Annotated in this window: 18 protein-coding genes; 7 read left to right on the top strand and 11 right to left on the bottom strand. The window is 54.1% G+C overall.

What is annotated here, in order from left to right; genetic code table 11:
• Positions 1-97 precede the first annotated feature (97 nt).
• From C2H86_RS26445 to C2H86_RS26430, 4 genes are all read right to left on the bottom strand, one after another.
• Positions 98-1,105, bottom strand: a complete 1,008-nt coding sequence (locus C2H86_RS26445) for a zinc-binding alcohol dehydrogenase family protein (protein WP_159410595.1) — start codon at positions 1,103-1,105, stop codon at positions 98-100.
• A gap of 145 nt (positions 1,106-1,250) precedes the next feature.
• Positions 1,251-1,769, bottom strand: a complete 519-nt coding sequence (locus C2H86_RS26440) for a carboxymuconolactone decarboxylase family protein (RefSeq protein ID WP_159410594.1) — start codon at positions 1,767-1,769, stop codon at positions 1,251-1,253.
• A 38-nt stretch (positions 1,770-1,807) separates the two neighbouring features.
• Entirely contained in the window at positions 1,808-2,572 is a 765-nt protein-coding gene (locus tag C2H86_RS26435) for an SDR family oxidoreductase (RefSeq protein WP_159410593.1), read from the bottom strand.
• Between the two features lie 22 nt (positions 2,573-2,594).
• Positions 2,595-3,392, bottom strand: coding sequence for an SDR family NAD(P)-dependent oxidoreductase (locus C2H86_RS26430; RefSeq protein WP_159410592.1), 798 nt, complete (start codon positions 3,390-3,392; stop codon positions 2,595-2,597).
• A 106-nt stretch (positions 3,393-3,498) separates the two neighbouring features.
• Between C2H86_RS26430 and C2H86_RS26425 the strand changes: the two genes are divergently transcribed.
• Positions 3,499-4,449, top strand: coding sequence for a GlxA family transcriptional regulator (locus C2H86_RS26425; RefSeq protein ID WP_159410591.1), 951 nt, complete (start codon positions 3,499-3,501; stop codon positions 4,447-4,449).
• A 21-nt stretch (positions 4,450-4,470) separates the two neighbouring features.
• On the opposite strand, the gene C2H86_RS28490 is transcribed toward C2H86_RS26425, so the two are convergent.
• The 7 genes from C2H86_RS28490 to C2H86_RS26390 all read right to left on the bottom strand — a co-directional run bounded on the left by C2H86_RS28490 (position 4,471) and on the right by C2H86_RS26390 (position 10,438).
• On the bottom strand, positions 4,471-4,932 hold the full coding sequence (locus tag C2H86_RS28490) for an HAD family hydrolase (RefSeq protein ID WP_346266759.1): 462 nt from the start codon (positions 4,930-4,932) through the stop codon (positions 4,471-4,473).
• Between the two features lie 310 nt (positions 4,933-5,242).
• Positions 5,243-5,563: an HNH endonuclease gene (locus tag C2H86_RS26415; protein ID WP_240349651.1), complete on the bottom strand. Its 321-nt coding sequence runs from the start codon at positions 5,561-5,563 to the stop codon at positions 5,243-5,245.
• On the bottom strand, positions 5,490-6,287 hold the full coding sequence (locus C2H86_RS26410) for a hypothetical protein (protein ID WP_159410590.1): 798 nt from the start codon (positions 6,285-6,287) through the stop codon (positions 5,490-5,492). Before C2H86_RS26410 ends, C2H86_RS26415 begins: the two co-directional genes overlap by 74 nt.
• 1,142 nt (positions 6,288-7,429) lie before the next feature.
• Complete coding sequence (locus tag C2H86_RS26405) at positions 7,430-7,744, bottom strand: hypothetical protein (RefSeq protein WP_159410589.1); 315 nt, start codon at positions 7,742-7,744, stop codon at positions 7,430-7,432.
• Positions 7,741-8,037: a hypothetical protein gene (locus C2H86_RS26400; RefSeq protein WP_159410588.1), complete on the bottom strand. Its 297-nt coding sequence runs from the start codon at positions 8,035-8,037 to the stop codon at positions 7,741-7,743. The genes C2H86_RS26405 and C2H86_RS26400 overlap by 4 nt, the downstream gene beginning before the upstream one ends.
• A gap of 642 nt (positions 8,038-8,679) precedes the next feature.
• The gene (locus C2H86_RS26395; protein WP_159410587.1) at positions 8,680-9,768 is read right to left on the bottom strand and encodes a hypothetical protein; all 1,089 of its coding nucleotides are present in this window, start codon (positions 9,766-9,768) and stop codon (positions 8,680-8,682) included.
• Positions 9,769-10,225: 457 nt separating this feature from the next.
• A complete protein-coding gene (locus tag C2H86_RS26390) occupies positions 10,226-10,438 on the bottom strand; it encodes a DUF2513 domain-containing protein (RefSeq protein WP_159410586.1) in 213 nt (70 codons plus the stop codon).
• 386 nt (positions 10,439-10,824) lie between these two features.
• Here C2H86_RS26390 and C2H86_RS26385 point away from each other — a divergent pair, with 386 nt between their 5' ends.
• From C2H86_RS26385 to C2H86_RS26360, 6 genes are all read left to right on the top strand, one after another.
• Positions 10,825-11,604: a Hachiman antiphage defense system protein HamA gene (locus C2H86_RS26385; protein WP_159410585.1), complete on the top strand. Its 780-nt coding sequence runs from the start codon at positions 10,825-10,827 to the stop codon at positions 11,602-11,604.
• The gene (locus C2H86_RS26380) at positions 11,588-15,106 is read left to right on the top strand and encodes a DEAD/DEAH box helicase (protein ID WP_159410584.1); all 3,519 of its coding nucleotides are present in this window, start codon (positions 11,588-11,590) and stop codon (positions 15,104-15,106) included. The genes C2H86_RS26385 and C2H86_RS26380 overlap by 17 nt, the downstream gene beginning before the upstream one ends.
• Before the next feature lie 253 nt (positions 15,107-15,359).
• Positions 15,360-16,550, top strand: coding sequence for a hypothetical protein (locus C2H86_RS26375; protein WP_159410583.1), 1,191 nt, complete (start codon positions 15,360-15,362; stop codon positions 16,548-16,550).
• Positions 16,547-17,008: a three component ABC system middle component gene (locus tag C2H86_RS26370; RefSeq protein WP_159410582.1), complete on the top strand. Its 462-nt coding sequence runs from the start codon at positions 16,547-16,549 to the stop codon at positions 17,006-17,008. Before C2H86_RS26375 ends, C2H86_RS26370 begins: the two co-directional genes overlap by 4 nt.
• Entirely contained in the window at positions 17,005-19,053 is a 2,049-nt protein-coding gene (locus C2H86_RS26365) for a DUF3732 domain-containing protein (protein ID WP_159410581.1), read from the top strand. The genes C2H86_RS26370 and C2H86_RS26365 overlap by 4 nt, the downstream gene beginning before the upstream one ends.
• A 223-nt stretch (positions 19,054-19,276) precedes the next feature.
• The gene (locus C2H86_RS26360) at positions 19,277-19,645 is read left to right on the top strand and encodes a histone-like nucleoid-structuring protein, MvaT/MvaU family (RefSeq protein WP_159410580.1); all 369 of its coding nucleotides are present in this window, start codon (positions 19,277-19,279) and stop codon (positions 19,643-19,645) included.
• Positions 19,646-19,651 lie beyond the last annotated feature (6 nt).

Genomic DNA, 19,651 nt, shown 5'->3' with positions numbered 1-19,651 from the left:
CTTTAGCCTACCAATTACCCATGATTACCCGTTTAACCAAGACATGCTGGCGCTCATGCCCTGTAACGATCGAGCGCCAGCTTACCTTGAGCTGCGATCAGAAGCCTTCCAGGACAATCTTGCCCCGTGCCTTTCCGCTTTCGATCAGTGCATGAGCACGCTTGAGGTTTTCGGCGCAAATCGTACCGAAGTGCTCCCCCATCGTCGTCCTGAGAATTCCGTCTTCAACCAGCTTCGAGACCCTATCGAGCAGGTGGTGTTGCTTGATCATGTCCTCGGTCTTGTACAGCGAGCGTGTGAACATGAGCTCCCAGTGCAGGGACAGCGATTTGCGCTTGAGCGGCATGACATCCAGCTGCGCTGGATCATCGATCAGTGCGAGCTTCCCTTGGGGACGAAGCACTTCGACGAGCTGAGCAAGGTAACTGTCGGTGTGCGTCAAACTGATCACATAATCGACCGGATTCAGCTTCAGTTCCTGCAGCTGAAGAGGGATCGAGACTGTGTGGTCGATGACATGGTGGGCTCCCAGCTCCTTGACCCACGCTTGAGTCTCAGGCCTGGAAGCGGTACCGATGACGGTGAGCTGAGTCAGCTTCCTGGCTAGCTGAACTAGGATCGAACCCACACCACCTGCAGCACCGACTACAAGAAGGCTTTGACCCTCGCCACCATTCTCTTCAACGCCCAAACGATCGAACAGCAATTCCCAGGCAGTGATGGACGTGAGTGGCAGGGCTACGGCACTAGCATTATCCAAACTGCGAGGCTTGTGCCCGACGATGCGCTCGTCCACAACGTGAAGCTCGCTGTAGCTGCCAGTACGATCAATGGCGCCAGCGTAGAACACCTCATCACCAGGCTGGAACAGTGTCACATCCGAGCCAATTTCGCGGACGACTCCAACAGCATCCCACCCTAAGACTTGTGGCTGATCACCGCCGCGGCTGGCGCGAATCTTCGTATCGACCGGGTTGACGGCAATGGCCCGGACTTCGACGAGCAGATCACGGGCACCGGGTTTTGGCTCAGGTATTTCTGAGTCATACAGCGACTGCGCGTCTTGAATAGGTAATCCGGGTTGGGTGTAAACGACAGCCTTCATGGTGCTACCTCTATGAGATTCAAAGTGGGCGTAGGCTATTCGCTTCGATTCACTCGAAAAACAGCCTAAATGCAGTAAGACTTTCTCGCTTGAAATGAAAGTAGCGTGAGGTACTGGAGACCAGACTCAGATGCCCCACAGTCCATCACTTGCCGGCAGGTGGGAAGTCGATATCCGTCATCGCCACGTTGTTGAGGTAGTTGGTCAGCGTCAGCAGGGAAACCTGGGCGATCACATCCACGATTTTCGCATCATCCAACCCTGCTTCCCGTGCCGCTACCAACTGAGCATCGCTGACCTGCCCTCGACTGATTGTCACTGCCCTGGCGAATGCAGCAACGCCATCGAGCGTGCCTGCCCGTGCAGCCAGCAGCGCATCGCCATCCAGTCCTGCTTTGGCCCCGAAAAAGCTGTGCGCAGCGATGCAGTAGTCACATCCATTCACTTCAGATGCAGCCAGCGCCGCCACTTCACGCTCGGCGGGGCTGAGGTTGTTCTTGTTCAGCGCTTGGGACAACGCGAGGTATCCGCCCAACGCTGCAGGCGAGTGGGCGAGGGTGGCGAAAGCATTCGGGATGAAGCCCAAGCCTTTTTCTACCCCTTGCAACGCCGTTTGGGCGGCCGCAGGCGCCTGATCCAAAGTGAGAGCATTGATACGCGTCATGAGTCGACTCCTTGAAAAATATTCGTACCGGTGTCAGGTCAGGCAACCGGGATCGGGTTCTCGACCACGGACTGATTGAACAGGTTGATCAGTTCATGCTCGTTAGCCCCTTGGTTCGCACGCAGCGGCAGGACGCGGTCTACCAAAACTTCGGTGGTAGCGGTTTCAAGCTTGGCCAGCGTTTCCTGCATGAAGTCATCCAGCGACATTGCACGGTCGTCACCGCTTTTGTGGATCAGATCGGTATCGACCCAGGGCGGGGCGATCTCCAAGACCTTGACGCTCGTGTCACGCAGGGTGAAGCGCTGCGAAAGGGAGTAGGAGTGGATGGCTGCCTTGGTAGCCGAATACAGTGCGGTGGCTGCCAGTGGCAGGTAGGCCAGTACCGAGCTGTTGTTGATGATGTATGCATCCGGCTGGCGCTTGAGATGCTCAACAAAGGCGGCACTGACACGCACCGGGCCGAGTAAGTTAGTTTCCAGCAGACTTACAGCCTGGGCATCGTCGTAATCACCGGATGCGGGGTTGTCGAACGGCATGATGCCGGCGTTGTTGATGATCACATTCAGCGAAGGGTGGCGTTGGATAACCTTCTGGGCCACCTGTGCAATTTGCTGGGAGTCGTTGATATCCAGTCTTACCGTGTCGATGCCAGGGTTCGCATGAGCGATCTCGTCCAGCAGTGCCTGCCGGCGGCCTGCAACGATCACCTTGTTGCCACGCTGGTGAAAGGCTTCGGCAAGGGCGCGGCCAATGCCTGAGGTACCACCGGTGATAAAAATGGTGTTGGCGGTCAGTTTCATGATTGGTTTCCTTCGCGGATAGTCAGTTGGCGCTGTAACGCGGGGCGAGCTGGCTCTTGGAAAGCTGGCCGAACAGAGCTTGTCGGCTGGCTTCGTAACGCTCGAAAGCCTGCAGGTCATGCAGCGACGGCAGGGAGATCAGTACGTCCTTGTCGAAGTCCTGCAAGGCGCCAGTCACCAGATCCTGGGCCGACATCACAATGCCGGGATCAAGGTTCTTGAGGGGTAGGCCGCCGATCTCCCAGAGGTCGGTTGCAGTGGCGCCAGGCAGTACCGCCTGGATCTTGATGCCCTTGTCCGCAAGTTCTTTGTGCAGGGATTGGGTAAAGGCGGTGACATACGCCTTGCTGGCGCCGTAAACGCCATTGAGCATCTCTGGCGCGAGGCTCACGACGGACGAAATGTTGATGACGGCGCCATGCTGGCGAGCAACGAACCCTGGGATGGCAGCGTAAGTAAGGCGGGTGAGGGCGGTGACGTTGAGATTGATCATCTCAGCCATGCGCTCCACATTACTATCCAGCAAGCTGGTATGAGTACCAACACCTGCGTTGTTGACCAGCATTGTGATGCTGGCGTCTTCCTGCAGCTTGCGCTCCACCTGGCGCAGGCCCTCGGCATTAGCCAAGTCAGCTGCGAACACCTCCACAGCCTGTTGGGTCTCGGTAGTGAGCCGACCAGCTAACGCGTTAAGCCGCTCACGGTTCCGTGCGACCAGCACCAGGTCGTAGCCGCGACGTGCAAGCTGCTCTGCATAGATCGAACCGATCCCGGTGGAAGCGCCTGTGATGAGCGCGGTGCCTTTGAATTCCTGCGTCATGGTCATGCTCCAGCGATTGGGTGTGGAGTCATGATGGCGGAGCGTGCTTTCGTCTAAAACGACGCATATGCTACGTTTTCAGGACATCGCATAATGGAGCTCAACCATGCACCGGGTCGGCTACCTCATCACTGAAGGTTTCCAGGTCATGTCACTGGCGACTCAGGCTGTATTCGAGTTCGCGAACATTGTTGCCGGCGAGACGGCTTACAAGATCCAGAACTTTTCCATTGAGGGCGGCACCGTCCGTTCGTCTCTCGGGATGTACATGGATACGCTTCCCCTGGGTGCGCCAGGCTTGGCCGACACCTGGATGATTACGGGGACATTGACGCCTCTGACACCGCCAAGTGAAGAGGTGCTGGCGAGCGTGCGCAGCTTTGTCGACGGTGCGCGGCGCACGGCAGGCCTATGCACGGGCTGTTTCGTGCTGGCCCAGGCAGGTGTTCTCGATAACAGGAGGGCAACGACCCATTGGGCCTATGCGAACAAGCTTCGCGAGTTGCACCCCAAAATCGAAGTCGAGGAAGACCGGATTTTCATCGTGGATGGGCCGATATGGACGTCTGCAGGTATGACTGCCGCCCTGGACATGGCGCTGGCCATGGTGGAGAAGGATTTGGGCACCGAGATGGCGCGGTCAGTGGCGCGTAAGCTGGTCATGCATCAGCGCCGCTCCGGTGGACAATCACAGCACTCCGAGTTGCTGTCGCTTTCGCCGAAGTCTGATCGTATCCAGATGGCTCTGGATTACGCCCGCAAGCACCTTACTCGTGCACTCAGCGTGGAGGAGCTTGCTGAGGTCGTTCATTTGAGCCCCAGGCAGTTCACCCGCGTATTCACCGCCGAGACGGGGCAATCACCGGCCAAGGCCGTGGAAAGCCTGCGCCTTGAGGCTGCCCGATTGATGATTGAGCAGAGTCGGCACAGCCTAGATGTGGTAGCTCGGGAGACAGGCTTCAGGGATCGCCGACACCTGCGAGAGGTGTTTATCCGCGGATTTGGTGTGCCGCCTCAGGCCGTGCGAAGGGATGCACGGCGGGTCGTATCCGCCTGACTGTGACGTTCCAGCTGCTTTCTAGGCAATCACTCGGCCTAACAACTGAGTCAGCGCACGGTAGTCGGGACAAAGGTAGAAATTCGCATCACCGACAAACCTGGAAAAGTCAGTATCGCCATAGCCCGCCACATGGCAGCCCGCGAGCAGCCCTGCCTCAACACCAGACAAGCTGTCTTCTACCACCAGGCAGTTGTCGGGTGCTAATCCCAAACGCTCCGCCGCATGAAGCACAATTTTAGGGTCGGGCTTCCAGGCTTGCACCTCATATGCGCTGATGATGGCCTTCTCGAAGGCAGGATAAAGGCCAACAGCTTTGAGACAGGTTTCGATCTTGATGCGAGGCCCATTGGAAGCCACACATGCAGGAATATTGAGCGCCTCTACAAACTCGATTGCGCCCGGCATTGGATCCAAGCCCCCTTCAAAGAGAGGGATGCTCCGCGTGCGAAATCCAGCCGTGAGAGCCTCGGAAGAAAGCATAGGGTAGAGGTCACGCAGACCATCTACGAAGCACTGGAATTGGACACCCCGAAACCGGATGAGTACCTCGACAGGTGACATCTAAACATCCCGCTCTCCCAACAACTGACTCAACAGCTGCGCTGCTAGGCGTTCGCTGTCTACCAAGGTGCCGTCACAGTCGAAAATGATGCCCTGAATCTTCATAGGACTCCCATAGCTCCTTTGGCAGTGGGTTAGACGTGCGCCGGCCCGACATGTGCTCCTATCTTAGAAACCACGAATCATCACCAAAGCCACCGCAAGTACCCTGTAGATAGGTTCTTACCTCTTATGTCAATCGCTGGTCATCTGTCTCAAGCGATGTTGCTCTCGCTGTAGCTAGGCATTCCTTGAGTTTTTCTATGCTCATGACCTCGGCACCACGATGAACCACCGCATGGCAATTCGGGCACAGGGGGATGAGGTCGGTTATGGGGTTGAGCTCATATTCGGAACCGATCGAACTCAGCGGAATGATGTGATGAACGTGGATGAGCCCTTTGGCGACCTCACCGTAGACCGAACCGAAGTCAAATTTACACGCCGCTATTGCTTCGAGTGAACTGGGCAAGAGAGCTAGAACTTTGGTTTGTACCGATGACAGTGGCACGCGGGTAATCAGTCCACCGAGCGAAGCTCATCAGCACCCCAATCTCCAGAGCCTTATCGGACTGTAGGCCATCCTCAAGTGCAAATTTTAATAGCCAGTCCATCTGGTGGTTTGTGAAAGTCGGTAGTCCATGATTTTTAGGCAATTTTGGAGGTGTATGCATTCTTCTACTGACGGGATTCGGCCGAGCACTCATTGTCATTGAATGATAAAAATCGAAGAACTCCCTTGCGCAGTTGATTTTGCGATGATGAGACGTGGCTACGATTTTTCCAGCGTCTCCCGTAGCACACGCTGAACGCTTAAATGGGCGCCACTCTTGATTAATTGGCCAATCGTAAAACGGAGTATGAGGTGCCTCAGCATATTTGTGATGTGGTGCAGAGCTCGTCCAGGACTCGGGTGGTTGAGCGCAAAAAATCGAGTATGAGTCCACATGGCGCTCATCCCAGTCCAACAGTGAAATCCTTTGAGAGAAGCTCCAGAGCAGCATTACTTCCAGCGATCGTGTCATAACCGAGTAAATTTGTTCGTCCATATGAACAAATCCACGCCAGGTAAGGTATTCATTGCAGTACCAGGCGCTCATAAACGGTTGCGCACACGGATCGATGGCTTCCATACGAGCATTCACATTCCGGTTTGCAGGAAAGGCCTGTGCGCTGTTAGGAAACCAATGCTTGTAGGGAGGAAAAATCGGAAACAGGATGAATGGGTGTTCCATAGCCGCCACCCTTAGATAAAATCAAGAAGCGGAGAATCACATTGACGTTGTAAGGCTAGTCAGATTGTAAGAGTCGTCAAATCTGCTGAATGCTGCACCAGTAAGTCGGTCATTGGTGAACACCTTGCTGAGACTCCTTGCAGATCCTGGCGCTAACCGATTGATTTGATGACGGTCGGTGATTCGTGAACGGAGAGGTCGGCGAATCGTGAAAGGTTGCAGAGCGGGCGTATCCAACTAATAAATCATTTAACATAATATGCATTATGCGCAGATTCGTATATTCCACACGGGCCACACCTGAAGTACATTTCAAATCCGCTGACGTCGCCCAAGCCATTTCAAATGAGTATGTCGAAGAAACTCTGACCCTAGATCTGGAAGTAATTCGACTCAAGTGCCTTTTAGCTGCCTTGAGCACACCATTTTGCTAGTGAAACCGCCATATCAGTCCCTAGTCGAAGCTGATGACTTCGTCCACTGACGCGAAGTCATCGAAATCGCTTCCTGCGCTGACTTCCTTTCTTTTGAACGTTCTAAACCTGAGCGTCGGTATCGCATCAACTGTTGACGAAGGCTCAAGGGCGACCGTCAAGCGTAACCAGGTTGCGGCGCCCGCAGCATCAGCCCTTGATTATCTACTCTTAAATGAAACCACGATCATGGGTTTCAAGGGGGAAAATCAGACCAGAGGCCCAGCCAGCTGCATGGAAGTAAGACAGAGGTTCCCACATCAATGTAATAATTCCATACCTTGCGTAGCAGCTTTAACTACTTGCCGACAGATCACAGCAACAGCTGGAACTAAAGGTGCTGCTGCGCGCGGTATTGCCAGCGGCCGCTGGCGCAGTTTTGCAGACTCTCGCGTTTTGGCGGAAAGTGCTCACCAATCTCCGAGAAACGATAATCAAATCAATGGCCTCTCAAGGTGGGCGGCGCTCCAAGTCCAATACTTGCAAGGCGTAGCTGTCAGAGCGACAGTTTGATTGCTTGAAACTGCCCAGACTTTGTGGGTGAATGATGTATTTAGATATCGCCAGCTCTAGACATTAGGTTCTAGGATTTACGCATATAGAAGGTGAGTTTGAGGTGGCCAAACTCCCCTTTTTGAGCTCAGTGATCTATATAACTCAACTAAATATTCATTTAGTTGAGTTGGCCGCCCCTTGTTCCAACTGCTGCTCGTCTGCTGTCTCAAAATAGTTCGGCTCTAACATCATGATTATTTCTCGAGGCGAGAAGTCATGACGGGTTGCCAAAGTATCCAGCTCAGCCAGGAACCTTAATGTTTCTACTACTCCTGGAGTCTCGAGCACCGCAGAAGCTGAGTCATATTCGGACTCTATCCTTCTCTCAAGCTTAAGGAGTTGGGCCAAAATCAAGGATTTGGACTCGTTCGGCTTCACTGGCGAAGCGTCAGTGACACCGTTCTTGCTCATGCCTTGCACGTGTTTCATGGCCTTCGCCCCTTGCGTTCGGCTTCTAGCTGTCTGAGGCCTAGGATGTGCTTTAGCTTGTAGGTGGTTTCGCATCCGAACAGTCGTCTATCAAGATCTCCTCGGGTCACAAGTAGATCAATCACCTCCCCTGGCTCGAGCTTGAATTTTTTCATCAGTCTGAAGAGCTTGCCAGTAAACTCCAACTCGCGATCAGACTGCTCTGCTTGCCGCAGGCAGCTTATTTCCTTCTCAAGCTCGCTGATGCGTTCTTGAGCAAGTCGGATGGCTTCTGAGCGATGAGGGGCGTTCATGAGCGAGGCTCCACATACCGTTAAGATCCAATTTTAGCTGAGTGCGCTTGACCGTCTGTCAGGCCAAAAAACGTATCTTGCTAAAAACGCAAAGGTTCCAACGCCTACATGAATCAGATTCAAGTCGCCTGGCATGCGCGTCAGGGGCTACCTCAATATTTAGCATAAATTGACAGTGGTTACCTCCGCCGTTTCTCTCAGGGCTCTCCAGGCGGGTCAATTTATGAGAAAGGTTGCCCGTTAGGCCGGATGCCGCAGCCAGGCCCAGCGATCGCCTCGCCCCTCGATCTTCGCTAGGCTTGCATCCCTACGATTTGACCTCAACCAATGGCATCCAATCAGGCTCAGTCAGTTCCCTGAAAATGCCGATGTGACAGATGGCTCGAGGATGTCGCGTCCTTGAGCCGTTCATTCATCCGCGTCTTAGATGTAGAGCTAGCTATGGGATCTGGTGAGCAGTAGAGAAATACCAGAGCCTTTCTTTGTCGACTTTGCGTAAGTCGCCAATAACAACACCAAGTTCCGGGGTTTAGCCCATTGGGTGGTTGTCCTGAGTGACGCCAGACGAGCTCTGCGCCTTTCATATTTAACAGGCAAAAAAAGGAAGGCGTGTGCCCTCCTCTTTACCAAGGTTGTGAGCCTTCAGCTCTTTTTGAAGAGCTGCTCGATCTCTTCAGTCGACACTATTTCCATATCTGCAATAGGTTCCAGGGCGCGTAGGCTTGTCTGCTTTGTGAGCATTGACTTCGAGATCTTGTGAAAAATAGCTTCCATTCTTCCGCCCATTTGATTAGGGCGATTGGAGCGGTGAATGATCTCAATCCCCCTTCTAGGGCCATTTGCTAGCCGTGCAGACGTAAAGTCGCGATCCACATCAAGCTGGAAGATGTGGTAACCGTTGGTTCCATTTCCTCCATCATTATCACCATGCACAGCAGAATCGAGCGCATCGGTTAAAGCGTCGACCTCTACAGCTTCTGGAGTGTCAGCAAATGAAACGGCGCTTCCAAGGACGGCACCAGAGGTGCTATGAACAACAATAGCTACCCAAGGGCGCCCAACTGAACCGTCATCTCTTCGAACCAGCTGATCCACTTGCATGCTGTCAAGAACCGCAGTGATGTCCTCGACCGGGTTGACTCCCTTCAAGACCAATCCAGAGCGGCCCGCTTTCGCATGAGTGAGCAGTACATTGATTTCCTGAAGCTCAGCATCAGGTGCATTGCTCTGCAATGAGACTTCGGCATGCACCTGCCATGAACGACGCGCTTCCCAGATTGGCTCATGAAATGAAAAACGTTGGTCAGGGCTCAGCTCGTACCTTGAGCTCCAATCTGGCCCAAGGTGAAATCCCTTTTGCGGGTTGTTTGTCAACGCTGCGATTACTGCGTTCATTCCATGACGCTCAAGGTACGCGTCCACGCTTGGGAGAACCTGAGCTGGCAGGCATTCCTCCAGCGTCGCTATGCACTTGAGCAACACCTCGCCAGGAAGCTCGAACAGCTCAGCAGCACGGAATTCGCCAAGCTCCTGGTCGAGAACGATGAACTCCGCATCGGACAGATGATACTCAAGCTCTTGGTCACCCTCTTCATGCTTAAGTGCACGATAGGTGTGGTAGCCAAGGAGCGCAGCCAGGACTTCCTGGAGTTTCGCGTGCCCCACTTCAATGCCTGCAGCGAGGAGTTCCGCTTTAGCATGTCGAGCAACATGGGTGAGTATGTTGGCCATCTCATGATCCTCAATCGCTGTCTTTGCTGCTGGTCGCTTTATCTGTCGCAAGACAGCTGAGTCATAAGATGCTGGAAGGAAGTGATGGGTGAAGAACCTGTTTGAGTCGACCAGAGCTGAGGTGAGGCAACCTCCTCTTAATCTAGGTGAGGCGACAATATCTCATTAGATTGATTCGACGAATGGCGATGCTCGGCCGCCTTCTTTCGAGCTCATTCAGAATGTTCCGCTCCTAGCATGAGCGCCTCCCCGGCGTAAATCTCCACCCTCCAGCTTGAGATTTCAGCCGTTCTCTGCGAGCCCGAAGGCGCGATAGACACGAAATATCCTGCAGCTAGGTAGCATGCTTTGCTCTACTTTCGACTGCTTCCCAAATACCCTATGCTGCCCTTTTGATTTCGCGCATGGGGCTTCTGCGCTCCTGAAAGGAGCAAATATGGGCAAGCAGCTCGCAGCATTAGCCTCGCATGTTGGGTCTCCAGTCGAACCTGCTCATGGAGCTGAGATCCTGACCTACAAGCAGGCCGGCTTCATCAAGCAGCATCACGTGGTATGCGATCACTTCCTCTCCGTGGCCTTCACTAGAAAGGTTTATCCAAGAGCGTGGTGATTTTTCGCTCGCCTCGACTGCTAGCAAAATTTCTCGAACCAATTCTTTGTTCAATCTCATCGCGTTCTCTCTGAGTGCGGTAAGGCCTGCACCCTGGGCCGATGGGAGTAAGCCGTCCCACCAGGAGATTCGGATAGCATGATTCTCACAGGCCAGCGAAAGCCGCAGTAGCATATCCTCAAGCTTTGCACCCCTGTTAAACCCTTCCTGCATGGACTCGCGCACCCACTGACAGATTGGTCGCTCCACTCATGCCAGGCGAGCACATACGCCCAACCGTCCTGTGTGGGGGCGGTAAAGAATCTTGGGAAACCGTCTAGAGGGAATTTGAATAGCGTGGACTTGCCCCGCGCGGATAGACTCATACTCACGTCGGCCCCCTACGCCGTTGCTGGGGGCTTAGACAGCTTCATCAAACGCGGAAAAGTCTTCAAGGAAGAAAATAGATGGTGCAGTTCAACGATTGGTGCGATTCCGCTGATGAGCCTGTTGGAAACCACTTTCGCAGAGTGCTGACGGGTCAGATAGCCAACCGTCAGACCGGGGTTGAAGCGACCGCCTCTGTCATCCCAGGACATTACGCCTCAGAAGAACGCATAGCACGTGCACTTGCGCGGCTTGGTAAGCCGGTTGCAGCAGAGTTAATTGAAGGGAAGCTTCCGACGTCCAAGCAGATTCGATCAGGTGACCTCGGTGAAATCTATGCAACGGAGTGGATTGATACGCAGAGCGGCGGCTTTCGGTCGTTGATCAAGAGACTTCGCTGGAAAGACCACCGGAACATGGCGATGCGAGGTGATGACGTCATTGGCATGCTGGAGGATCCTGCTACACACCGGCTGGTCTTTATCAAGGCAGAAGCAAAGAGCCGCGCCAAGCTCACAAACCAAGTGCTGACCGAGGCTCGCGAAGGTCTTGATAAGGACGGTGGTTTGCCTTCTGCTCACGCGCTCGCGTTCATCGCCGAGCGTTTGCTGGAGTTAGGCAATGAACCGTTGGCGGATGCTATCGATGATGCTCAGCTTATCGACGGTATACAGCCTAAGGACGTTCGGCATCTGCTCTTTACTTTTTCAGGCAATGCGCCTGAGGCGCTTCTGACCGCTGCTTTAAAACGCTATCCGGGAGCTATTAAGCAATGGGCTGTAGGCTTGCATGTGGATGAGCACCCCCTATTCGTTGCGGCTGTCTATGACCGGGTGATCGCCAATGCCAACAACATCTGAAGCAATTGTCGCGACCATTGCCGAAGCGGCAACCCCAGGTTTCCGCGGCCGTCTCATCGCACGAGGCCAAGCAAGAGCAATTATCTGGCGCGACGGTGTGCTCCCCCCTGATGCCCCTGAATTCGCGCCCCAGCTTAGCTATGACCTGCACTCTTACGGCTACTCCCTACTCGGCCTGGGGTTAAGGTTGCGAGATCTTCAGGGCGACTCAGCGCAAGCTCGCACGGCTTTCGAACATGCGGCGACAGCTCTTGAGGCAGTGATCTCCAAGGGCAATCCCGAGGAAATAGATCGAGACTTTCACTTCATCATGACAGCTGCGAGCTACCACCTGGCGCACCTCTCCGCTAGGGCCTACTCGTTGCTCCAGGTTGTAGTAGCCGAGAATAACTTCAGCTTAATAGAGCGTGCACTCGCTTTGCTTATGCGACGCAACCTCCACGAGCTTCGCGCGATGGTCTTCGACTATCGTGCATCTGGGCAGGGTAGCGACGCTGCCATCGCTGCGGAGGTTCAGGGAACCCTCGACAGGTTGGAGGCTGCAGGAGAACCCTCGAAGGACAGCGACGACTTCCTTTTCGAAAGTCTCAACACTGCATTGACCGATACGTTCATGGCGGGAATGGCGCTTTTCATATCCGCGCTTGAACGGGGTGAAGAAGTACTGCTTACGCAAGCGAAGGATCGGCTTGGAACTGGCCTCGCCATTTCCAGTGAAATGAACATGCTTCCCCAGTGGTGGGCGTACCGAATTGCGATTCATTTGATCACAGACCTGTGGTCTAACACTTTCCACGTTAATGTACCGCCTCAACCCACCGGAGGAGAGGCAGCCGACTGGCCACAGCTCCGTGAGCTGTTCATTGCCCTACTGCACCAGCGCCCTCGTGCTGAGCTTGATCTTTGGCCCTCACAAATCGATGCTGCCCACCGAGCATCTGATCAGACTGACGATCTCGTGGTTTCGCTCCCGACCAGCGCGGGGAAAACCCGAATCGCAGAGCTTTGCATCCTTCGGTGCTTGGCTGCTGGAAAGCGTGTCGCGTTTATCACACCATTGCGGGCCCTTTCCGCTCAGACTGAGGTTACTCTGCAGAGAAGCTTTGGGCCTCTTGGTAAAACGATCTCTGCGCTTTACGGCAGCATTGGCGTCAGCGGCATTGATGAGGACTCAATCAGAGGCCGAAACATCATCGTCGCAACACCAGAAAAAATAGACTTTGCCCTGCGCAATGACCCAGACCTCCTGAACGACGTCGGCCTGCTGGTTTTCGATGAAGGCCATATGATAGGTCTCAACGAACGTGAAGTACGCTACGAAGTGCAAATCCAACGCTTGCTGCGTCGTGCAGACGCTGATCAACGCCGAATTGTGTGTCTATCGGCAATCCTTCCAGATGGCGATCAGTTGGAAGACTTCTCTAACTGGCTGCGCAAAGATCACCCAGGCGATCTGATCAAAAACGATTGGCGCCCTACCCGGCTTCGGTTCGGTGAAGTGACTTGGAATGCCACCAACTCCACCGCCCGTCTCAGTCTGCGCGTTGGTGATGAGCGCCCTTGGGTGCAACGTTATCTAGAGGGGAGCGTTCCCCCAGTCTGGGTGCGGCCAAAACGCCGCCGGACGAAGATTTTCCCTAATGATCAACGCGAACTCTGCCTCGCTACAGCCTGGCGCCTTATTGATGATGGGCAAACCGTACTCATCTTCTGCCCACAACGAAGCAGTGTCGAACCTTATGCGGATGTGATTATTGATCTCTACGAGCGCGAAGCGCTCCGATCTCTCCTTGAGGTTGATCCCGCCACGCTGAGGACTGCCATCGCACTTGGCGAAGAATGGCTCGGAGCGGAGAGCTCGATCCTGAAATGCCTGCGCCTGGGTGTTGCGCTGCATCACGGGGCGTTGCCTACGGCGTATCGCAAGGAGGTTGAGCGCTTGCTTCGCGAGGGTGTCCTCAGGGTCACAATATCCTCACCTACCCTGGCGCAAGGCTTAAATTTGTCTGCCACCGCAGTGGTGATGCATTCGTTGCACCGATCGGGCGAGCGAATTGATATTTCAGAATTCAAGAATGTTATTGGTCGGGCAGGACGAGCTTACGTCGATGTCGAAGGTATGGTGCTTTTCCCCATCTTCGACAAGGCAGGACAGCGACGGAAAAATTGGGAAGCATTGATCAGTGACCTAGGCGCCCGCAACATGGAAAGCGGATTAGTCCAGCTTGTTGTCACGCTGCTAGTGCGCATGTCGAGAAAAATTGGGGGCGACATTGACGCGTTAGTCGAGTACGTCGCCAACAATGCGATGGCGTGGAGCTTCCCTGAGCTTAACTCAGAGAAGCCTGAGGAGAGTCAGGTTGCTCGGGCCGACTGGGAACGACATGTGGCCACTCTCGACACGGCCGTCCTGAGTTTGATTGGCGGAAGTGACGTTGACGACAGCAACATTGAGTCTGCACTTGACGATATCCTTCAATCCTCGCTATGGCATCGCCGATTACTTCGTTGTGATGAAAACACTCAGAACGCGTTGAAAGCAGGCCTGAGGTCACGTGCCACTCTGATTTGGAGCCAAACTAGCTCCGTCCAGCGTCGAGGCTACTTTCTGGCAGGTATCGGGCTGGCCACAGGCAAGACTCTTGACGCGTTGGCAGAGGAGCTCAATCTATTGCTGGTGACGGCGAACGCGGGAATAATCCAGGATGATGAAAGCGTTGCAATCGAGGCTCTTACTGCTATTGCTCAACACGTGTTTTCCTTCTATCCCTTCATGCCCGACGCACTACCTGCAAACTGGCAGGACATTCTGAAGCGATGGCTGCAAGGTCGAGCAATAACCAGCCATTCTGCTGATGAAGCCTCAGAAACCCTGAGATTTATAGAGAACGGCCTTGTCTATCGCCTGCCTTGGGCAATGGAAGCAATCCGAGTCCGGGCAGAAGCTAACGATGATACGGTCGTTGAACTATCCCTCGATAATTTTGAGCTTGGCTTGGCCGTCGCAGCGGTTGAAACTGGAACGCTGAACCGGGCAGCGGCACTATTAATTCAAGCGGGCTTCAGCTCAAGGATGGCTGCCATCAAGGCCGTCACTGATACCGGAGCCACATTCGATACAAGTGATGGGCTCCGGCGCTGGCTTCTTTCAGAAGAGGTGACACAGCTAAACGTTTCGCCCAATTGGCCGACCGCCGAAACGAGGAACATCTGGCTCGATTTCATGGGCAGTTTCGAGCCGCGTGAGAGTCACATGTGGGCCAAACGTTCTTATTGGGGAAAGGTCAACTGGCTGGACGCCTCACCACCTCCAAGTACCCCGCTTCAGCTGTACGAACATGCAGGAAAAGCGCAAGTGTTAGCGGTTGACGGCGCACTCCTAGGAACTCTGCAGAATTCGATGAATCCCGCCCGGAAGGGATTGCTGCGCGTCAACGTTGGCCAAGACACGAGCACGATCGACATCATTTATCTGGGCCCACAGGACTTGACTGGCGTATAGGTAGTTTGGGATTTGCCCCATAGCTCGCTGCGCATGACCTGCCGCTCCTGTCCAAGAATGCCGAGTGCGCAGTGCTAACTTGGCATACTCCAAATGGGCGAACTGGCAGCTCAATCAGGATCCAAAATGGCCATCTGCCACTGGTCACGGTAATATGCATGAGCCGCCGCGCAGTAGCCTCGGATTCACCATCCCCCGAACGTCCTCATGGCAACAATAATGAGGTGTGCTTCGGGCACCCGCTAGGTTAGCCATGCAGTCAACAATCGATTTTGAAGCCCGAAAGCTCTTCGAAGCCATCAAGTACCAGATCCACGTCGCCATCGAGTACTGTCACAAGCTCGAAGATGATCAATCCCTCTGGATCGAAGTATTTGGCGATGTTGCCGTCGATCGGGAGGGCGCTGTAGAGGTCAAGATGTGGGAAGACGACCTCTCCGACGGGCATACCAATTTCTGGAATACTCTGCATAACTGGCTCAAGCCGGCGTTCGATCATGAGCGGTTTGAGGAGCTAGTCCTACTTACGACGCAAAGCTTCGGCAGTCGATCAACGCTTAGTCGATGGAACGAGAGCGACCCTTCCCAACGCCTAGGTCTGCTCACCTCCATCAATGCGGCGATAGGCAAGCGCAAGCCACGTAAGCAGGAGTCGGAGCTGCCCTCTGATGGTACTAGTCCCAAGCAAGGTAAGCTCACTTCGCAACGCAAAGCTGTCTTAAGCACGGAGATGCGGGAGTCACTCCTCGCCGTTATCCCCAAGATTCGGATTCTGCCAGAGCAGCAAAACCTGGCCGCCCTTATCGCCGCGTACAAAAAAGAGAAACTGGGTGGCATCAACCCGAACCGGAAAGATGATTACGTCAATGACCTGTTCGGCTTCATGATGGACGCCAGCCGTATCGCCCAGGGCTGGGAAATCAAGGGGCGCGAGTTCAACGCCAAGCTCCAAGAGCTTACCAAGCGGCACATGGTGGGCCCGGTGACCTTCCCCGCTATCAACACCGAGCTAATTAGCCGTCAGGCCGCTGAGCCTCACATGCGAAGCCGGCGGTTTGCCCGCAAGCTGATCGAGATCGGAGCGGAGAAACATTTATCACGCGCCACCCTGAACTTGCTTGAGGCGCACGAGCACGTCTCAGGGATGATCCGGGACTGCTCTGTTAGCCCAGAAGATATTTCACGTTACCAAGATAATCATCACGAGGCCGCTTTTTGGGCGAGAGATTCGGCCATGGAAAAACTTGACACACATTCAGACAGGTCGACCAAGCTGGCGGCTTCTCGCCTTTTCTTCTCGGAGAGCTGCGCCGCCCCAGTTACTCCCCTGTGTAGTTTCCAGGACACTCCTCAAACCTTCCGAAACGGCATCTATCACTTGCTGGCGGATGAGGAGCCTGGCACCCGAAATGAAGAATTTCATTGGAGGCTATGGGACGAATGAATGCACGCCCATTCGACCATCTTTACACGCTGCAGCGATCGCCCCTCGCGCTGGCGCCCGCAATCTACCAGTTTTACAAACACAGAGAGACCACGGAACAGGATGTGCTGCTGAGCTACCTCGTTCTCCCGCTGGTGCTGTATCCACCTACTCAAGATTTTCTCCACAAGGCCAAGAGCACCAGCTCGCTGCGAACCATGTGCGAAAAGCGCGAGAGGTTGGCCGGGCTGGTCGAGAGAGTCCAGCAAATGAAGTCACTGACTAACGACTGCCTACTGATCCTGTCCGCCGAGGGATGCATCGGCTTCGACCAGCGGTTGGGAGTGACCTTACATGATGAGAACAGAGCAGAGAATGCCAATCCAAGGATCATGAAGGCGGCTGAACGCCTGGCTACCATCTTTGGGACAGAGCATATCGTTACCATTTACAGGATGTTAGGGCTCAAATCACTATGAATTGTTTTCTGCGTTACATCGGCGTGGTGGATACTGACAACCAGCTGCATCACGTTCCGTTTGAGCGTGGGCTGAACATCATCACTGGCGCATCCTCCACGGGTAAAAGCGCGATCTTGGAAATTTTCGATTTTTGCCTTGGTGCGAGCGAAAACACCATACCCGTGGGACGCATCACCGAACGGGCGAAGATCTACCTCATCGCGCTTGAGTTCCCGAGCCATCTACTGGTGGCGGCCCGAACCAGTTCGGATGGTGGCTGCTACCTCACGGAATGGCCAGGTACTCATCAAGCTTTGCTCGAAGCGTTACAGGAAGCCCCAGAACGGTTCACCGAGGAGCGCCATCAGTATCCTGAGGCACGCTTCAAGAAAGAGCTCGGCCGATATTTCAACATTACCCTCAAGAACGTGGATGAGGAGGCCTGGAGGCTGAATGTTCCCGGGGCGAAATCGCCCACGCCTTCAATTCGCACATTTGCAAGCTTCATGCTCCAACACCAAAATTTGGTGGCCAACAAGCATGCCGTCTTTTATCGGTTCGATGAGAAGGAAAAGCGTGAGCAAGCCATCGCGCATTTCAAAATCCTGATGGGGCTCGTGCATGAAGACTATTTTGACAAAGTCAAAGAGCTGAATATCGCCGAGGATGCGCTCAAGAAAATCCAGAATCAGATTCCTCGTGAAGCGAAGAAAAAGACAGAGGTTGTCGAACATTACCAGCACCTCCTTGATACCTACGAAGCCCTGGCCGGTCATCCGCTCACCAACGCCACAGCAGATGAGCTCTACGCCAAACCCCAGAAGTATCTAGAAGAAATTTCCCAGCGCGCGGTGCGAATCAATTTCCAGTCGGACTCGATTGAGGCAAAACGCCAGGCGCACGAGGATGCCGCTGCCGTGATCTTGCCGAAGAAAAGGGCAGCTACTCGACAACTTGCTCAGGTGCGTGAATCGATAATATCTGCGAAGAGTTTGACCAAGGCTATGCGGGCGGACGGGACGCCGAAATCGATTCAGATCTCACATACCCACTGCCCGATGTGTGACTCTCACACCGATCTACCCGCTGTAGCGGCAGGTAAGCTCTTTGACGCCATTACCTGGCTTAATGGCGAGCTAAACCTCTCAAGCTATGCCGTAGAGAGCTACGCCGACGAAGAGCGCGCCCTCATCAAAGAGATCGGTAAATTCAACGACCAGCTCGCTAAAATCCAGGCCGCCATCGACCCCCTCGACGCCGAACTTGAAAAGCTCACGACGACCAAGAACCCCAATGAACAGGCGATCTCGGTCAAGGTGGAGCTGGAGATCGGACTGAGGAATCAAAAGCTGAAATCGGGCATTTCGCTCAGCGAGCAAGAGCTCAAGCTCAGGGCAGACGTGAAAGAGCTCAAACGGTTGATCAAGGCCTACGACGTAGAGACCAAGGTAGCCGCCCTTTCTGAGAAAATTGATGCAGCGCTTGCTCGATACGGTGACAGGTTCAATTTCGAAGAAACCTACACACCCTGCAAGCTTAAATTTGACCTCACCACATTTGAGCTTTGGTACCAGCAAAGCGATGAGAAGCGGGTTTACCTGCGCTCCATGGGCAGTGGCGCGAATTGGCTTTACTCCCATCTGGCGCTCTTCATGGCGTTGCACTATCAATTTGCGCGACACGACGACCAAGACTGCCGGATCCCGCCAATTCTTTTCCTCGACCAACCTACCCAGGTGTACTTCCCGGCGCTGGATAAGCACAAAGCATTCGAGGCTACGAAAGCCTCCGAGGCAGCAAACAGATCCGACAAAAAAGATGCAGATCTGGTGGCAGTGAACAACATGTTCAGTCAGCTGGCGGCGTTCTGTGTGGAAACAGAGAAAGAAACAGGCTTGATGCCCCAGGTCATCGTCTCAGACCACGCAGATAATTTGGATCTCGAAGATCCCTACGACTTCAACTCATTTGTTCGTCGTCGTTGGCGAGATCGTGGATTCATCGCTGATCAGGCTTCCCCGCCAGTGGGAGACTCCGAAGGCGAGGTAAGCCAGGATACATAATGAGGTCGACCTTAACCAGCGTGACGAACGGTCGTCGTGATATGGCATGATGACCACACAGTGAGTGTCTCATTCAAGCTGCAGACATTTGAAACAAGCGCTGAAATGTTCTCAGTAGCTTGGATGCGCTGGCGCTTACGGCCTCAGGCATCGGTTTGAACCTGCGCATTGATGGCCTGTAGCCCCACCCCTGTACTCGACGCACCATAGACAGGAGCATCAAATGTCCAGACTCGCCGAATTCCGTGCGTTGGAGCAACAACTGGCTGCTCAGCTGGCCGAGCTTGAGACTCTCAAAAACGATGATGGCCTTAAGCGCGAAATCGAATTTGAAAAAAAGCTCCGTAGCTTGCTCTCGGAGTACGGCTACAGCCTGCGCAATATCATAGCCATTCTTGACCCTGAATCTGCCAGTCGACGTGCACCAGCTGCTGTGGCTGAAAAGTCCAGCCGCAAGCCTCGTCAGCTCAAGGTCTACAAGAACCCTCACACAGGCGAGCGCGTCGAGACCAAGGGTGGTAACCACAAGACCTTGAAAGAGTGGAAAAGCCAGCATGGTGCCGACGAAGTCGAGAGCTGGTTAGCTAAGTAACCCTTC

It is taken from the genome of Pseudomonas putida (genome assembly GCF_009883635.2).
GTDB lineage: Bacteria > Pseudomonadota > Gammaproteobacteria > Pseudomonadales > Pseudomonadaceae > Aquipseudomonas > Aquipseudomonas putida_W.
Note: the sequence above shows the minus strand (reverse complement) of the source record. Positions and strands in the feature narration are given on the sequence as shown.

What these genes read in the sequence shown, in the direction of transcription:
- C2H86_RS26445 (WP_159410595.1), bottom strand. Translation starts at nt 1,105, where the DNA reads ATGAAGGCTGTCGTTTACACCCAACCCGGATTACCTATTCAAGACGCG.
- C2H86_RS26440 (WP_159410594.1), bottom strand. Translation starts at nt 1,769, where the DNA reads ATGACGCGTATCAATGCTCTCACTTTGGATCAGGCGCCTGCGGCCGCC.
- C2H86_RS26435 (WP_159410593.1), bottom strand. Translation starts at nt 2,572, where the DNA reads ATGAAACTGACCGCCAACACCATTTTTATCACCGGTGGTACCTCAGGC.
- C2H86_RS26430 (WP_159410592.1), bottom strand. Translation starts at nt 3,392, where the DNA reads ATGACGCAGGAATTCAAAGGCACCGCGCTCATCACAGGCGCTTCCACC.
- C2H86_RS26425 (WP_159410591.1), top strand. Translation starts at nt 3,499, where the DNA reads ATGCACCGGGTCGGCTACCTCATCACTGAAGGTTTCCAGGTCATGTCA.
- C2H86_RS28490 (WP_346266759.1), bottom strand. Translation starts at nt 4,932, where the DNA reads ATGCTTTCTTCCGAGGCTCTCACGGCTGGATTTCGCACGCGGAGCATC.
- C2H86_RS26410 (WP_159410590.1), bottom strand. Translation starts at nt 6,287, where the DNA reads ATGGAACACCCATTCATCCTGTTTCCGATTTTTCCTCCCTACAAGCAT.
- C2H86_RS26405 (WP_159410589.1), bottom strand. Translation starts at nt 7,744, where the DNA reads ATGAAACACGTGCAAGGCATGAGCAAGAACGGTGTCACTGACGCTTCG.
- C2H86_RS26400 (WP_159410588.1), bottom strand. Translation starts at nt 8,037, where the DNA reads ATGAACGCCCCTCATCGCTCAGAAGCCATCCGACTTGCTCAAGAACGC.
- C2H86_RS26395 (WP_159410587.1), bottom strand. Translation starts at nt 9,768, where the DNA reads ATGGCCAACATACTCACCCATGTTGCTCGACATGCTAAAGCGGAACTC.
- C2H86_RS26390 (WP_159410586.1), bottom strand. Translation starts at nt 10,438, where the DNA reads ATGAGATTGAACAAAGAATTGGTTCGAGAAATTTTGCTAGCAGTCGAG.
- C2H86_RS26385 (WP_159410585.1), top strand. Translation starts at nt 10,825, where the DNA reads ATGGTGCAGTTCAACGATTGGTGCGATTCCGCTGATGAGCCTGTTGGA.
- C2H86_RS26380 (WP_159410584.1), top strand. Translation starts at nt 11,588, where the DNA reads ATGCCAACAACATCTGAAGCAATTGTCGCGACCATTGCCGAAGCGGCA.
- C2H86_RS26375 (WP_159410583.1), top strand. Translation starts at nt 15,360, where the DNA reads ATGCAGTCAACAATCGATTTTGAAGCCCGAAAGCTCTTCGAAGCCATC.
- C2H86_RS26370 (WP_159410582.1), top strand. Translation starts at nt 16,547, where the DNA reads ATGAATGCACGCCCATTCGACCATCTTTACACGCTGCAGCGATCGCCC.
- C2H86_RS26365 (WP_159410581.1), top strand. Translation starts at nt 17,005, where the DNA reads ATGAATTGTTTTCTGCGTTACATCGGCGTGGTGGATACTGACAACCAG.
- C2H86_RS26360 (WP_159410580.1), top strand. Translation starts at nt 19,277, where the DNA reads ATGTCCAGACTCGCCGAATTCCGTGCGTTGGAGCAACAACTGGCTGCT.